Here is a 14,548-nt window from a genome sequence, read left to right as displayed (position 1 = left end):
CGGGTAAACCTGCTCCCACAGGGATAGCGCCGCCTCCCCTGTGGGAGCGGGTTTACCCGCGAAGGCCTGCGCAGCAGGCCCACATTCGCAATTTGTGAAGGATCAAACATGAGCAACCCCACCCGCGCCGACGCGCTGTTGGCCGGCCTGCCCCGCGAAGGCCGGGGCAGGCTCAAGGTATTCCTCGGCGCCGCGCCTGGGGTCGGCAAGACCTTCGCCATGCTCCAGGCCGCCCACGCCCAGCAGCGCCAAGGCGTGCAGGTGGTGGCCGGGGTGGTCGAAACCCACGGTCGCGCCGAAACCGAGGCCCTGCTCGGCGGCCTGCTCCAGCAACCGTTGCTGCGCAGCGAATACCGTGGCGTGCTGCTCGAAGAAATGGACCTCGACGGCCTGCTCAAGGCCAAGCCCCCGCTGGTACTGGTCGACGAGCTGGCCCACAGCAACGCCCCCGGCAGCCGCCACGCCAAGCGCTGGCAGGACGTGCAGGAGCTGCTGGCCGCCGGTATCGACGTGTACACCACGGTCAACGTCCAGCACCTGGAAAGCCTCAACGACAAGGTTCGCGACATCACTGGCGTGCAGGTGCGCGAAACCCTGCCCGACTGGGTGCTGCAGGAAGCCTTCGAACTGGTGCTGATCGACCTGCCGCCGCGCGAACTGCTGGAGCGCCTGCGCGAGGGCAAGGTCTATGTGCCCGAGCAGGCTCGCGCTGCCATCGACGCCTATTTCTCCCAGACCAACCTCACCGCCCTGCGCGAGCTGGCGATGCAGACCGCCGCCGCCCAGGTAGATGCCGACCTGGCCAGCGGCTACCGCCAGCGCGGCCAGGAAGCGCCGGCCCTGCGCGGCCGGCTGCTGGTCGGCATCGACGGCGACGACCAGGCCGAACGCCTGGTGCGCCATGCCAGCCGCGTTGCGCAACGCCGCCATTTGCCGTGGAGCGTGGTGCACGTCGACAACGGCCGCCTGCGCGACGAAACCGCCCGTCATCGCCTGCAGGCCGCCCAGCAACTGGCCGAACGGTTGGGCGGTGAAGTGGTGCTGCTCAGGGCAGGGGAGGTGGCCCGCACGCTGATCCAGCACGCTGCCGAACGCCGCGCCAGCCTGGTGCTGGTGGGCCAGTCCCGCGACCTGCTGCGCCGCCGCTTCTTCGGTGCCGGCGTGGCGGCGCGCCTGCTGCGCGAAAGCCATGGTCTGGAAATCAACGTGCTCGACCGCGACGCCCAGCCACAACCGGCCAGCGCGGCGGCCAAGCGCGTGTGGGTGTGGCGCCACTACCTGCTGGCGCTGCTGGCCACGGTGCTGGCCGCCGGCCTGTCGTGGGCGGTGTCCAGCGTGCTGGCGCTGCCCAATATCTCGCTGGTGTTCCTCGCCGCCGTGCTGCTGGTGGCGGTGCGCAGCAGCCTCGGCCCGGCGTTGGCCTGCGCAGTGCTGTCGTTCCTCGCCTACGACTTCCTGTTCATCCCGCCGAACTTCTCGTTCAGCATCCAGCGCGAAGAAGACGTCCTGACCCTGGTGTTCTTCCTGTTGATGGCGGCGCTCACCGGCAACCTCGCCGCCCGCCAGCGCCGCCAGTTGCAGGCCCTGCGCGAAACCCAGGCGCAGACCAACCAGTTGCTCGACCTGTCGCGCCGGCTGACCGTGGCCACCGATCGCCAGGCCGTGTTCAGCGCCGCCGGCCAGCACCTGAACGGCTGGCAGGACGTACAGGTGTGCCTGCTCGAACGCAGCGTCGACGGCCTGCTGCAAGTCGCCAGCGGCGATGCCCCGGCCTTCACCGACAACGAACGCGCCGCTGCCGAATGGGCCTGGCAGCACGGCCAGGCCGCAGGTTTCGGCAGCGACACCTTGCCCCACGGCCGTTGGTGGTGGTGGCCGCTGGCCGTGGAGGAGCAACCCCTGGCCTTGCTCGGCGTGCGCCCGCGCAACGGCGAACCCATGGCTGCCCAGCGCCGCCGCCTGTTGATGGCCCTGGCGCAGCCCCTGGCCCAGGCCCTGGCCCGCGCCCGCCTGGGCGAGCAACTGGAGGCCGCGCGCCTGCACGGCGAAACCGAGCAACTGCGCAGCGCCTTGCTCGCCTCGGTGTCCCACGACCTGCGCACCCCGCTCACGTCCATGCGCGGCAGCATCGACAGCCTGCTGGCGCTGGGCGACGCCATCCCCCCGGACGACCGCCGCGAGTTGCTCGAAGGCACCCGCGACGAAGCCGAGCGCCTGGACCGCTATATCCAGAACCTGCTGGACATGACCCGCCTCGGCCACGGCAGCCTCAAGCTCGCCCGCGACTGGGTGGCCCCCGCCGATATCGTCGGCAGCGCCCTCAACCGCCTGCGCGTGGTGCTGGCGCCGCTGCGCGTGCACACCGATGTGCCCGGCGAGCTGCCGCTGCTGTTCGTGCATGCCGCGCTGATCGAGCAGGCGCTGGTGAACGTGCTGGAAAACGCCGCGCGTTTCTCGCCGCCACAAGGGCGGCTCGACTTGCAGGTGAAGGTGCAGGACGAGCAACTGTGCTTCGCCGTCAGCGACCAGGGCCCCGGCATCCCCGAGGACGAGCGCGAAAAGATCTTCGACATGTTCTACACCGCCGCCCGCGGCGACCGCGGCGGGCAGGGCACCGGGCTGGGCCTGGCGATCTGCCAGGGCATGATCGGCGCCCACGGCGGGCGCATCCTGGTGGGCGAGGGCCTCGATGGCCACGGCACCTGCATCACACTATGCTTGCCGCTGCCCACCCAACCCGATAGCGAAAGTGAAGCCCCATGAGCCAAGCCGCCACCCTGCTGGTGATCGACGACGAACCGCAGATCCGCAAGTTCCTGCGCATCAGCCTGGCGTCCCAGGGCTACAAGGTGATTGAAGCCGGTACCGGCAGTGAAGGCCTGGCCCAGGCCGCCTTGAGCAAGCCTGACCTGGTGGTGCTCGACCTCGGCCTGCCGGACATGGACGGCCAGCAAGTGCTGCGTGAGCTGCGCGAATGGAGCACGGTGCCGGTGATGGTACTGTCGGTGCGCGCCAGTGAAGTGCAGAAGGTCGATGCGCTGGATGGTGGTGCCAACGACTATGTGACCAAGCCGTTCGGCATCCAGGAATTCCTCGCCCGGGTGCGCGCGTTGCTGCGCCAGGCGCCGCAGGTGGGCAGTGCAACTTCGACGGCCAGCTTTGGGCCGCTGGTGGTGGATTTTGCCTTTCGCAAGGTGACGCTGGAGGGGCTGGAGGTGGCGCTGACGCGCAAGGAATACGCCTTGCTGGCGCAGTTGGCCGGGCACCCTGGGCGGGTGATTACCCAGCAGCAGCTGCTCAAGGATATCTGGGGGCCGACCCACACCGACGACACGCATTACCTGCGGATTGTGGTGGGGCACCTGCGCCAGAAGCTGGGGGATGATCCGACCGCGCCACGGTTCATCATTACCGAGGCGGGGGTGGGGTATCGGTTGGTGGCGCCAGCGCAGCCGTAGCGAGGACACGTGGGGGTAACTGTCTTGCTCGTCATTCAAACAGCTGCGCGTTCCCTGTGGGAGCGGGTTTACCCGCGAACACGGGCATAGCCCGTGCCAGGCACCGAGGTGTCATCTTCGCGGGTAAACCCGCTCCCACAGGAATCGCGTCGGTTTTTGGATAACCCACAAGACAGTTTCTCCCACGATGTTCATATCAGCACGTATCGCGCTACTGAGTGTTAGACACCCAGCTCCAGCGCCAGCAGTTCCTGCACAGTCTGCCGCCGGCGGATCATGCGCATCTGACCCTGCTCGATCAGAAGCTCCGGCAACAGCGGCCGGCTGTTGTAGTTCGACGACATGGACGCGCCGTAGGCCCCGGCATCGTGAATCACCAGCAGGTCACCGACCTTGGCTTGCGGCAGTACCTGGGGCGTCAGCTCCTGATCGTCCTGGGTAAACACATCCCCGGACTCGCACAGCGGCCCGGCCACCACGGTCGGTTGCAGCGGGCGATTGACGGGCCGCCCCACGGCATCGAACAGGCTCATGCGGTGATAAGCGCCATACATCGCAGGGCGCATCAGGTCGTTGAAGCCGGCGTCCACCAGGATGTAGTGGTTGTTGCCCATCTGCTTGACGGCGCGCACCTCGGCCACCAGGTAGCCCGACTCCGCCACCAGGAAGCGCCCCGGTTCGATCTCCATGCGTACGGGGTGGCCGAGCATCGCTTCGATCTCCGCCCGCGCCAGTGCCCAGGTGCGGGCATAGCACTGCAGGTCCACCGGCTGGTCGTCCTGGCGGTAAGGCGTGGACAGCCCGCCGCCGATGGAGAAGGCTTCGATGTCCATGCCCAGTTGGCCGATCAGCCCGACCATGGCCCCGGCCACCTGCTCCAGGTGCTGGTAATCCACCCCCGAGCCGATGTGCATGTGCACGCCCACCAGGTGCAGGCCGTGCTGCTTCACGCAGGCCAGCGCTTCGGGCAGTTGCTCGTGCCAGATACCGTGCTTGCTGTTTTCACCGCCGGTGTTGGTCTTGCGGCTGTGGCCGTGGCCGAAGCCTGGGTTGATGCGCAGCCACACCCGGTGCCCAGGGGAGCGTTCGCCCAGTTGGCGGAGCATGTCGATGGAACCGGCGTTCACTTCGATACCGGTCTCGACCACCCGCGCCAGGGTCGGCTGGTCCAGCACGTCGCAGGTCAGCACCACCCCGGCCGGTTCGCCAGTTACCTGCGCACCCGCAGCGAAGGCACGTTCCATTTCACCCAGCGAGACCGCATCGAGCACCAGGCCGCGTTCGCGGATCAGGCGCAGGACGTGCAGGTTGGGGTTGGCCTTTTGTGCGAAACGGACGGTGTCGAAGTGCTGCAGCAGCTGGTCGATGCGCTGGCCGATGGTTTGCGCGTCGTAGGCCCACAGGGGCGAGCCGTGTTGGCGGACGGCGTCGGCCAGGAGGGTGGAAGGGGTGCTCATGGTGGTGTTCCTTGTAATGGATGCACCGATCTTGAAGGAGTTGATTGATTCACAAAAATAGCTATTTTTATTTAGTCTATTCATATTTGATATGCATGTGCATGTGCATGTGCATGTGCATGTGCATGTGCATGTGCATGTGCGTGGGAGCGGGCTTGCCCCGCGATCACCGGCATGGCCGGTGCCATGCACCGCGTTGCTTGCATCGCGGGGCAAGCCCGCTCCCACGACGCCGCGTTCATACTTCAGGCTGTGTACCCCCATGAAACTCTCCGTCCGCCACATCGAAGTGTTCCGCGCCATCATGGCCGCCGGCAGCGTCACCGGCGCCGCCCGGCTGCTGTTCACTTCGCAGCCCACCGTCAGCCGTGAGCTGGCGCGCATGGAGCAGGTCACCGGCCTGAACCTGTTCGACCGCGAAGGCGGGCGCCTGGCGCCCACCGCCCAGGCCCTGCTGCTGATAGACGAGGTCGAGCGCGCCTTCGTCGGCCTGGAACGCATCGACCGCTTTGCCCAGGCCATCCGCAACTTCGAGCAAGGCCGGCTGGCCATTACCTGCCTGCCGCTGTTCTCGCAAACCCTGCTGCCCAGGGCCTGCCAGCGCTTCCATCAGCAACACCGGGGCGTGAGCGTGAGCATCACCGCCCAGGAGTCGCCGCTGTTGGAGGAATCGCTGGTCGCCCAGCAGCACGACCTTGGCCTGACCGAAGTCGAGCAGGTACCGCGTGGCGCGGTGGGCGAGTTGCTGTTCAGCGCCGACATGGTTTGCGTGCTGCCCCAGGGGCACCCATTGCAGGCCAAAGCCGTTCTCGAGCTGAGCGATTTCGACGAGGTCGACTTCATCAACCTGGCCAGCCTGGATACTTACCGCCAGCAGCTCGACCAGCACTTTCGCGCCGCCGGGGTGAACCGGCGCACGGTGATCGAAACCACCAGCGCGGCCTCGGTGTGTGCCATGGTCCGGCAGGGGCTGGGGGTGGCGATCATCAACCCTTTGAGTGGGCTGGAGGCGGGGCAGGGTGGGTTACCGATTCGGCGGTTGAGTATCTCGGTGCCGTATCGGGTGATGCTGATCCAACCTGAGCACCGGCCGACGTCGGCGGTTGTGGAGCCGTTTTGCCAGGCGTTGCGTGAGCAGGCAGGGGAAATGACAGCGGCGCTTGGCGGTAGCAGGGCTTAGGTGACGGTAGAATCCGGGGCAGCTTTGTCCATCCACAAGGAAGCGCAATGAACGGATCACAGCCCACGACGGCAAAATCCCTGGGGGATCTCGAACCCCTTCCAGATTCTGTGTCGACCCTCACCCGGTTATTGCTGGAGGAAACCCATGAGCGACACGAAGACATCGTGTTCGAACTCGGGCTGCTCGGCGATGCGACGGCGGTACCTGCCATTGCGCAGGCGGTGAACATTCCGTTCGCCAGCCTGGTGCGCTGGGGCAACCTGCAGGAGTTCCAGCGCAAGTGCGCGTATGCGCTGGCGCGGATCGGCACCCTGCAATCCCGCGCAGTGCTTGAACACATGGCGAGCAGTGCCGACCCGGACATCCAGGCTTATGGAGAAGAAGGGCTGGCTCGTTGGCCCCTCAAGTAGAGACGCCATCGAACCCTACTACCTGACCTTCCCGACCGGCGTGAAGCTGCCGACCAAATTCGGGCCAACCGTATTCTTCGGCTTGTATTCAGGCTCGTGCTTGAGCCGGTCCTCGACGCTTGGGTCGATGGCCTCCCGGCCAAACAGCGTTTGCCCGATATCCCGGTAGTAGGGCGGATTGAACTGGCTGTAGGCACCGCCGAGGAACTGCTTGTAGGAGTTGGTGATCGGCAGTGTCGTGGTGGGCAGGCTGGGGAGCTTGCTGGTGTCGACTGCGAGGCCACATTCGACCGCCTTGTTGATCATCCACGTCAGGGCGATATCCGAGAGGCTGTTGTCCGGGTAGCCACCGCCGATATTGGCGTGGGCACCGCAGAACCAGACTTGCTCCACACGCTGGTTGGGTTTGCTCTTCGGGTCCCACAGGGTGCACTGGTAGTTCTTGCGCCACTCATCAATGGCCAGCGCGTGGAAGGCGTTGTGGACGATCGAACTCAGTTCGGTGTCATGGAATTCGTAGTACGACTTGTTGAACCAGTCGAAGGACTCAAGCGGCACGCCCAGCGCGCCGACGGTATCCCATATACCCAGCATGTGGATGGTGATGGTGCGTGAGAAGTTGCTGCGAAACAGTTGCGCGCTATCCGAGTCGGCGCCTTCGTCGCGGGTGCGGTACAGGCCATAGGCCTCACGGGTCAGGTCGAGGTGTTCGGGCTTGAGCAGCCCTGCGTTACGGATCAGGCCCACCAGGCTGCGCGCCGTGTAGGCGCCCCGGCTGAAGCCGAAGATATGGACCAGGTCACCCGGTTCGTAGGTGCTTGCCAGGTGGCGATAGCCGTCGAGGATCTTTTCTGAAAGCCCCACCCCGAAGGCACCCCCGCTGATGCGGTCGTACCAGTCGGTACCAACACCTTGGTCGTACCATTTGTGCTGGACGGTGTTGTCCTTGTCGCGTGGGAGCAGGGCTGCGTGCAACTTCCACACGTTGGTGCTTTTACTGCCTTTGATTTCGGACTTCACATCCGGTGTGTTCCAGGTGCCGTCAAACGAGATGATGATTTTCTTGGGCATTGTCCGTTCTCCTTTGCCACTGTGCGGCCTGGGCTTTGAACCGCACTGGGCATGGGCGTGAGTAACGGGTATTTCGTGCAGGGTGCAGCGCAAGTTACAGCGGGTGGTGCGCTGACACATGCTCCCCGGGCCATTTGCAGGTGCTGTTCTCAGCGATCACTGTAGCCGTACATTTGTTGGGGTGCCGTGGAGGTTATGGCGTGGGAATGTCGCATGACACAAGACAGGCGCAGCGGCATCAGCGCGCACCGCGATACCGCGTCGTGCCAACAAGGCGGACAGCGGTGACCTCACAGGAGTGACTGGCCCGAAACAGATGGAGCGGCCTTGTGCCGCGATGCGCCGCGCGGGCGGCGCTCGATTTCATAGGCGCTGCAAACCTGCCGCCAAGCACCTAGTGGCCCACATGCGACCCCAAGACAGGCGCTTGGGAATTACACCGCTGGTTTTGTTGAGTCAGCATTCGGTAATGGCCGCTATGTGCATGTCAGGGTATTGGGGGGAGGGCCACCAGGTGCTTGCCGGGAATTTTGCAGCGCTCTCAAGATCGAGCGCCGCCCGCGCGGCGCATCGCTGGCAAGCCAGCTCCCACATCTATGGTTACCCCCATTTCTGCAATACTGTAGCGAGATGTGCGTGAGTTTGGTTTGCGTCAATCTATACGGCGTCGTGTGGGAGGTCAGTCCCGCGCCTCGATGAAAGTCGCGCCCGACGAGCCTTAATATTTGTTCGGCTTCTGAAGCCGAGTGGGAGCTCAGGTTGATCGCCAGGCCGGTGTACCGTTCACGTCATCTGTGTGCAGCATCGCAAAACCAGGTGGTTACAACTCGTGTGTCCGCAGGGTCAAGCGCTCATCGCGCTTGCCCCTGCATCAAATTCGCTGTGATGTGCGGTGATGGCCCAGGCGATGCGGGCCAGTTTGTTGGCGACAGCGCACACCACCAGGTTAGGGTGGTGAGCGCGTAGCAAACCACGCACCCAGTCCGCCAACTTGCCGGATTGGCGCTCCAGTCCCATCAAATAGACCCTCGCGCACTGGATCAGCAGTCGTCGTTGATTGCCATCTCCGCGCTTGCTGATTCGCCCCCAGGCAAGGCTTGCCACCCGTCGTATGTTGCCTGGGAACCAGGCCTACGGAAGCTGAGTAATCTCGCCCACAACGGAACTGCTTGCCGTCCCCCAGTTCCGCAGCCAGGGCGGTAGCGGTGATCGGGCCAATACAAGGTATCGACATCAAACGAGAAGCGAGATCATCGCTAGCGGCCTGGCCATGCACTTCTTTGTCCAGCGCTTTGACCCGATCGTCGAGGTAGCTGAAGTGGGTGTGCAGGTCCAGCAGCAGCTTTTTGATCAGCGGTGAGGAAAGTGCTGTCGTCCAGTACGATGGGGAGTTCACGGACCGCTTTGAAGCTGGGCGGCAAACTGATCCCGACCTCCAGCAAATACGCGTGGATGCGGTTCATGGTGGCGGTACGGTCCCTGATGAAGCTGTCACGCAGTGAGTTGAGCATCGCCAACGCCTGCTGGGCTTCCGTTTTGGGCTGCACGAAGCGCATTTGGTCACGAGTTGCCGCCTCGCCAATTGCGGCAGCATCGGCGAAGTCGTTCTTGTTGCTCTTCACGTAAGGGCGAACGAACTGGGCAGGAATGAGCTTGGGCGTATGGCCCAGCCTCGTGAGCTCTCGGGCCATGAAATGAGAGCCGCCGCAGGCCTCCATCGCCACGGTGCACGGTGCAAGATTGGCAAGGTGGCGCATGAGCGTTTCACGGTTGAACTTGCGGTGATAAAGCTCATGACCCCGATCATTCTGCGCGTGGACATGGAAGCTCAGCTTTCCCAAGTCGATGGCGACGATGGCGACAGTGTTCATGGCGTTGCACTCCGAATAGGCACCCTGTGAAAGCTTAGGGGCTCACACAGGGTGAGGCGGGGGTAGCCATTTCATTATTTGTTTCGGGCCAGTCATGCCTGTGAGGTCATCGCTGTCCGCCTTGTTGGCATGACGCGGTATCGTGGTGCGCGCGGATGCTGCTGCGCCTGTCTCACAGGAGTGCCGCAGCCTAAACAGATGTGGAATCCAGCCCAGGTAATCCACCCCTCAGTGCTTCATCCCCAACTCCGCATCATCCATCAGCGCCTTGGCCAGCGCGCTCAGGTAATACGACGCCCACAGCAGTTGCGGCTTCTCCTCCATGATCCCGGCAATGGTCAGGTCGCGCACGCAGCCCATCAGCTCCGAAGCCTGATCCCGCGCATGCTGGCAGGGGATGCCGGGCTCGATGCAGAACAGCGGGGCGGTCATCCCTTCGCCTTGGTAGAACTTGGTTTTGCCCGCAGTGGTGCGGGGCGTGGTGTCGTCTGTGTTCATTGCTCACTCTCCCTGAAATGATCGATGCCCGGACGACCCCTATCGCTGGCAACCCAACGCCACAGTTACGGCACCGGTGCTAGGGCAAAGCCAATCCCTGTGGGAGCCGGCTTGCCGGCGATGAGGCCAGTCCAGGCAAAACACGCCTACCGGCCTAGTGGAACGCCCGGCGCTCCAGCTGCGGCATCTGCACCTGAATCAACGCCGACTCGAGCAGCACCCGCAGCGCCTCGATCTCATGCATCAACGCCATGATCAGAAGCGACGCGGGGGACTTGGGCTGCTGGACCGAAATGGCCTGATGCGCCACGGCCTGTGCGCACAGGGCGTACTCTGTGGCCTGGACGAGGGTGTCTTCGAGGGAGTGATGGTTGTGGGGTGGGTCCGGAACAATCTTCAGCATGACTACGTCCTTTTAAAGATGCGGTCACCTGACTGCTGTCAAACAGAAGGGTGGCAGCTGTACGTGGGTTGACAGACCGGCGGACATAGCAAGTTCCGGCGCACGCAAGCGTGCCCGCACGTACAGCTGCCATAAAGGAGAGCTGTAGCCATGTACCGTCGCGACCTGTCAAAGTCGATCGCTAAACTCAGCGACTCGCCGAGACTAGGGGGCTGCCAAAGCGACCGCAACGGAAAAAAGGCGGCAGGAGTATGTTTGGGAAATGGACTACAAGTAAGGGCTTTAATCTGATTTTTCGTGACGGGTAGCAAAGTCAGCAGTTGCAGATATTGCACTGATATTGGCCGGCCCGGTTAACGCGATTTTTTGTGGGAGCGGCTTTAGCCGCGAAGCAAGCGACGCGGTGACTGGCACCGGCTACGCCGGTGTTCGCGGCTAAAGCCGCTCCCACAGGAATCGCGCGAGCTATTTGGATGAAAGGGGCCGGTTTCAGGCAATCGATGTTGTGCCCAAAAACGCCGCCTCCAACAACTGCCGCGTATACCCATGCTTGGGCTCATTAAAGATCGCCCCCGCATCCCCTTGTTCCACCACCTGCCCATGCTTGATCACCATCAACTGATGACTCAACGCCTTGACCACCGCCAAGTCGTGACTGATAAACAGGTACGTCAGGTTGTACTTAACCTGCAAATTCCGAAGTAATTCCACCACCTGCCGCTGCACCGTCCGATCCAGCGCCGAGGTCGGCTCATCCAGCAAAATCAGCGCCGGCTTCAACACCAACGCCCGAGCAATCGCAATCCGCTGCCGCTGCCCCCCAGAAAACTCATGGGGATACCGATGCCGCGTCCGCGGATCCAGCCCCACTTCCTCCAGCGCCGCCACAATCGCCGCTTCCTGCTCGGCTGGCGTGCCGATCTTGTGAATCCGTAACCCCTCGCCAACGATATCCGCCACGCACATGCGCGGGCTCAGGCTGCCAAAGGGGTCCTGGAACACCACCTGCATTTCCCGGCGCAGCGGCCGCACTTCCTTCTGGTTCAACCCTTCCAGGTTCTGCCCGTGGAAGCGAATACCGCCCTGGCTGGAGATCAACCGCAAGATGGCCAGGCCCAGTGTGGACTTGCCGGATCCACTCTCGCCAACAATCCCCAGGGTCTGCCCCTGGGGCAGGCTGAAGTTCACCCCATCCACGGCCTTCACATGGTCCACGGTGCGGCGCAGCAGCCCCTTCTTGATCGGGAACCACACCTTCAAGTCCTTCACCTCCAGCAACGGCGCCCCTTCGGCGTTCGCTGCCGGCGCGCCGCTGGGTTCGGCATTGATCAGCATCTGCGTATACGGGTGCTGCGGCTTGCTGAACAGTGTGGCGCAGTCGGCCTGCTCGACGATCTTGCCGCATTGCATCACGCACACGCGGTTGGCGATGCGGCGTACCAGGTTGAGGTCGTGGCTGATCAGCAGCAGGGCCATCCCTAAGCGCGCCTGCAGCTCCTTGAGCAGGTCGAGGATCTTCAACTGCACGGTCACGTCGAGCGCCGTGGTGGGCTCGTCGGCAATCAGCAGTTCGGGTTCGTTGGCCAGGGCCATGGCGATCATCACGCGCTGGCGCTGGCCGCCGGACAGCTCGTGGGGCAGGGCCTTCAAGCGCTTGCGCGGCTCGGGGATGCCGACCAGTTCCAGCAACTCCAGGGTGCGGGCGGTGGCTTGCTTGCCGGTGAGGCCTTTGTGCAGCAGGAGGATTTCGTTGATCTGCTTTTCGATGCTGTGCAGGGGGTTCAGCGAGGTCATCGGCTCCTGGAAGATCATCGCGATCCGGTCGCCGCGGATGCGCTGCATGGGCTTTTCGCCCAGGTGCAGCAGGTCCTTGCCGTCGTACTGGATGCTGCCGGACGGGTGCCGGGCCAGGGGGTAGGGCAGCAGGCGCAGGATCGAGTGGGCGGTGACGGACTTGCCCGAGCCGCTCTCGCCGACCAGGGCCAAGGTTTCGCCTTTGCGGATGTCGAAGCTGATGCCATCGACTACGCGGTTGACCTGGTCGCCGGTAACGAACTCCACGGCCAGGTCGCGCACTTCGATCAGGGTGTCTTGGCTCATGTCATTTCCTTGGGTCGAAGGCATCGCGGGCGGACTCGCCGATGAACACCAGCAGGCTCAGCATCACCGCCAGCACGGCGAAGGCGCTGATGCCCAGCCACGGCGCTTGCAGGTTGGACTTGCCCTGGGCCACCAGCTCGCCCAGCGACGGCGAGCCGGCGGGCAGGCCGAAGCCGAGGAAGTCCAGGGCAGTGAGGGTGCCGATGGCGCCGGTGAGGATGAACGGCATGAAGGTCATGGTCGAGATCATGGCGTTGGGCAGGATGTGCCGGTACATGATCGGGCCGTTGCGCATCCCTAAGGCGCGGGCGGCGCGGACGTACTCGAGGTTGCGGCCGCGCAGGAACTCGGCGCGCACCACGTCCACCAGGCTCATCCACGAGAACAGCAACATGATGCCCAGCAGCCACCAGAAGTTGGGCTGCACGAAGCTGGCGAGGATGATCAGCAGGTACAGCACCGGCAGGCCGGACCAGATCTCCAGGAAGCGCTGGCCGGCCAGGTCGACCCAGCCGCCATAGAAACCCTGCAGGGCGCCGGCGATGACGCCGACGACGGAGCTGGCCAGGGTCAGGGTCAGGGCGAACAGCACCGAGATGCGAAAGCCATAGATCACCCGGGCGAGCACGTCGCGGCCCTGGTCGTCGGTGCCCAGCAGGTTGTCGGCCGAGGGCGGCGCGGGGGCGGGCACCTTGAGGTCGTAGTTGATGCTCTGGTAGCTGAACGGGATCGGTGCCCACAGCACGAAGGCGTCTTTCTTGGCCAGCAGCTCGCGGATGTACGGGCTCTTGTAGTTGGCCTCCAGCGGGAACTCGCCGCCGAAGGTGGTCTCGGGGTAGCGCTTGAAGGCCGGGAAGTACCACTGCCCGTCGTAGCGCACCGCTACTGGTTTGTCGTTGGCGATCAGCTCGGCGCCCAGGCTCAGGCCGAACAGCACCACGAAGATCCACAGCGACCACCAGCCGCGGCGGTTGGCCTTGAAGCGCTCGAAGCGCCGACGATTGAGGGGGGAGAGGGCCATGTCAGTGCTCCCGGCTGGCGAAGTCGATACGCGGATCGACCAGGGTGTAGGTGAGGTCGCCGATCAGTTTCACCAACAGCCCCAGCAGGGTGAAGATGAACAGGGTGCCGAACACCACCGGGTAGTCGCGGTTGATGGCCGCCTCGAAGCTCATCAGGCCCAGGCCGTCGAGGCTGAAGATCACCTCGATCAACAGCGAGCCGGTGAAGAAGATGCCGATGAACGCCGAGGGGAAACCGGCGATCACCAGCAGCATGGCGTTGCGGAACACGTGGCCGTACAGCACGCGGGTGCGGCTCAGGCCTTTGGCCTTGGCGGTGACTACGTACTGCTTGTTGATCTCGTCGAGGAAGCTGTTCTTGGTCAGCAGGGTCATGGTGGCGAAGTTGCCGATCACCAGCGCGGTGATGGGCAGCACCAGGTGCCAGAAGTAGTCCAGGACCTTGCCAGTGGTGGACAGCTCGTCGAAGTTGTTGGAGGTAAGGCCGCGCAGCGGGAACCAGTCGAAGTAGCTGCCGCCGGCGAACAGCACGATCAGCAGGATGGCGAACAGGAACGCGGGAATGGCGTAGCCGACGACGATGGCCGAGCTGGTCCACACGTCGAAATGGCTGCCGTGGCGCACCGCCTTGGCGATCCCCAGCGGGATCGACACCAGGTACATGATCAGCGTGCTCCACAGGCCCAGGGAGATCGACACGGGCATCTTCTCGATGATCAGGTCGATGACCTTGGCGTCGCGGAAGAAGCTGTTGCCGAAGTCGAGCTGGGCGTAGTTCTTGACCATGATCCACAGCCGTTCGGGGGCGGACTTGTCGAAGCCGTACATGCGCTCGATCTCGGCGATCAGGGCCGGGTCCAGGCCTTGCGCGCCGCGGTAGTTGGAGCCGGCCACCGACACTTCGGCGCCGCCGCCGGCGATACGGCTGGTGGCGCCTTCGAAGCCTTCGAGCTTGGCGATCATCTGCTCGACCGGGCCGCCGGGGGCGGCCTGGACGATGATGAAGTTGATGATCAGGATGCCGAACAGGGTGGGGATGATCAGCAGCAGGCGACGCAGGATATAGGCCAGCATG

11 protein-coding genes and 1 pseudogene are annotated in these 14,548 nt (G+C 64.0%); 4 read left to right on the top strand and 8 right to left on the bottom strand.

The window, feature by feature from the left end; translation table 11 throughout:
• Positions 1-108 precede the first annotated feature (108 nt).
• Together EJA05_RS19240 and EJA05_RS19235 are read left to right on the top strand one after the other, a co-directional pair.
• Positions 109-2,763 carry a sensor histidine kinase gene (locus tag EJA05_RS19240; protein ID WP_125859445.1) on the top strand — a complete coding sequence of 885 codons (2,655 nt, stop codon included), beginning with the start codon at positions 109-111 and terminating at the stop codon, positions 2,761-2,763.
• A complete protein-coding gene (locus tag EJA05_RS19235; protein ID WP_125859444.1) occupies positions 2,760-3,458 on the top strand; it encodes a response regulator in 699 nt (232 codons plus the stop codon). The genes EJA05_RS19240 and EJA05_RS19235 overlap by 4 nt, the downstream gene beginning before the upstream one ends.
• A gap of 221 nt (positions 3,459-3,679) precedes the next feature.
• On the opposite strand, the gene lysA is transcribed toward EJA05_RS19235, so the two are convergent.
• Positions 3,680-4,915 carry a diaminopimelate decarboxylase gene (lysA, locus tag EJA05_RS19225; RefSeq protein ID WP_125859442.1) on the bottom strand — a complete coding sequence of 412 codons (1,236 nt, stop codon included), beginning with the start codon at positions 4,913-4,915 and terminating at the stop codon, positions 3,680-3,682.
• Positions 4,916-5,177: 262 nt separating this feature from the next.
• Here lysA and EJA05_RS19220 point away from each other — a divergent pair, with 262 nt between their 5' ends.
• Together EJA05_RS19220 and EJA05_RS19215 are read left to right on the top strand one after the other, a co-directional pair.
• Positions 5,178-6,095 carry a LysR family transcriptional regulator gene (locus EJA05_RS19220; RefSeq protein WP_125859441.1) on the top strand — a complete coding sequence of 306 codons (918 nt, stop codon included), beginning with the start codon at positions 5,178-5,180 and terminating at the stop codon, positions 6,093-6,095.
• 47 nt (positions 6,096-6,142) lie between these two features.
• Positions 6,143-6,508, top strand: coding sequence for a HEAT repeat domain-containing protein (locus EJA05_RS19215; RefSeq protein WP_125859440.1), 366 nt, complete (start codon positions 6,143-6,145; stop codon positions 6,506-6,508).
• A gap of 18 nt (positions 6,509-6,526) precedes the next feature.
• Here the strand turns inward: EJA05_RS19215 and EJA05_RS19210 are convergent, their stop codons facing one another.
• The 7 genes and pseudogenes from EJA05_RS19210 to EJA05_RS19180 all read right to left on the bottom strand — a co-directional run bounded on the left by EJA05_RS19210 (position 6,527) and on the right by EJA05_RS19180 (position 14,547).
• Positions 6,527-7,579 carry a DUF2235 domain-containing protein gene (locus EJA05_RS19210; protein WP_125859439.1) on the bottom strand — a complete coding sequence of 351 codons (1,053 nt, stop codon included), beginning with the start codon at positions 7,577-7,579 and terminating at the stop codon, positions 6,527-6,529.
• 843 nt (positions 7,580-8,422) lie between these two features.
• Positions 8,423-9,450, bottom strand: a pseudogene (locus tag EJA05_RS19205) (IS110 family RNA-guided transposase).
• Between the two features lie 228 nt (positions 9,451-9,678).
• Positions 9,679-9,948, bottom strand: coding sequence for a DUF3077 domain-containing protein (locus tag EJA05_RS19200; protein ID WP_125463394.1), 270 nt, complete (start codon positions 9,946-9,948; stop codon positions 9,679-9,681).
• A 154-nt stretch (positions 9,949-10,102) separates the two neighbouring features.
• Positions 10,103-10,351, bottom strand: a complete 249-nt coding sequence (locus EJA05_RS19195; protein WP_125463316.1) for a hypothetical protein — start codon at positions 10,349-10,351, stop codon at positions 10,103-10,105.
• A gap of 489 nt (positions 10,352-10,840) precedes the next feature.
• Positions 10,841-12,451 carry an ABC transporter ATP-binding protein gene (locus EJA05_RS19190; RefSeq protein ID WP_125859438.1) on the bottom strand — a complete coding sequence of 537 codons (1,611 nt, stop codon included), beginning with the start codon at positions 12,449-12,451 and terminating at the stop codon, positions 10,841-10,843.
• Position 12,452: 1 nt separating this feature from the next.
• Complete coding sequence (locus EJA05_RS19185) at positions 12,453-13,472, bottom strand: ABC transporter permease (RefSeq protein WP_125859437.1); 1,020 nt, start codon at positions 13,470-13,472, stop codon at positions 12,453-12,455.
• 1 nt (position 13,473) lies between these two features.
• A complete protein-coding gene (locus tag EJA05_RS19180) occupies positions 13,474-14,547 on the bottom strand; it encodes a microcin C ABC transporter permease YejB (RefSeq protein WP_125464850.1) in 1,074 nt (357 codons plus the stop codon).
• Position 14,548 lies beyond the last annotated feature (1 nt).

Origin of the sequence: Pseudomonas oryziphila (assembly GCF_003940825.1) — a bacterium.
Lineage (GTDB): Bacteria > Pseudomonadota > Gammaproteobacteria > Pseudomonadales > Pseudomonadaceae > Aquipseudomonas > Aquipseudomonas sichuanensis.
Note: the sequence above shows the minus strand (reverse complement) of the source record. Positions and strands in the feature narration are given on the sequence as shown.

Excerpts from the sequence above, each read along its gene's own strand:
- EJA05_RS19240 (WP_125859445.1), top strand. The coding sequence starts at position 109 with ATGAGCAACCCCACCCGCGCCGACGCGCTGTTGGCCGGCCTGCCCCGC.
- EJA05_RS19235 (WP_125859444.1), top strand. The coding sequence starts at position 2,760 with ATGAGCCAAGCCGCCACCCTGCTGGTGATCGACGACGAACCGCAGATC.
- lysA (WP_125859442.1), bottom strand. The coding sequence starts at position 4,915 with ATGAGCACCCCTTCCACCCTCCTGGCCGACGCCGTCCGCCAACACGGC.
- EJA05_RS19220 (WP_125859441.1), top strand. The coding sequence starts at position 5,178 with ATGAAACTCTCCGTCCGCCACATCGAAGTGTTCCGCGCCATCATGGCC.
- EJA05_RS19215 (WP_125859440.1), top strand. The coding sequence starts at position 6,143 with ATGAACGGATCACAGCCCACGACGGCAAAATCCCTGGGGGATCTCGAA.
- EJA05_RS19210 (WP_125859439.1), bottom strand. The coding sequence starts at position 7,579 with ATGCCCAAGAAAATCATCATCTCGTTTGACGGCACCTGGAACACACCG.
- EJA05_RS19200 (WP_125463394.1), bottom strand. The coding sequence starts at position 9,948 with ATGAACACAGACGACACCACGCCCCGCACCACTGCGGGCAAAACCAAG.
- EJA05_RS19195 (WP_125463316.1), bottom strand. The coding sequence starts at position 10,351 with ATGCTGAAGATTGTTCCGGACCCACCCCACAACCATCACTCCCTCGAA.
- EJA05_RS19190 (WP_125859438.1), bottom strand. The coding sequence starts at position 12,451 with ATGAGCCAAGACACCCTGATCGAAGTGCGCGACCTGGCCGTGGAGTTC.
- EJA05_RS19185 (WP_125859437.1), bottom strand. The coding sequence starts at position 13,472 with ATGGCCCTCTCCCCCCTCAATCGTCGGCGCTTCGAGCGCTTCAAGGCC.
- EJA05_RS19180 (WP_125464850.1), bottom strand. The coding sequence starts at position 14,547 with ATGCTGGCCTATATCCTGCGTCGCCTGCTGCTGATCATCCCCACCCTG.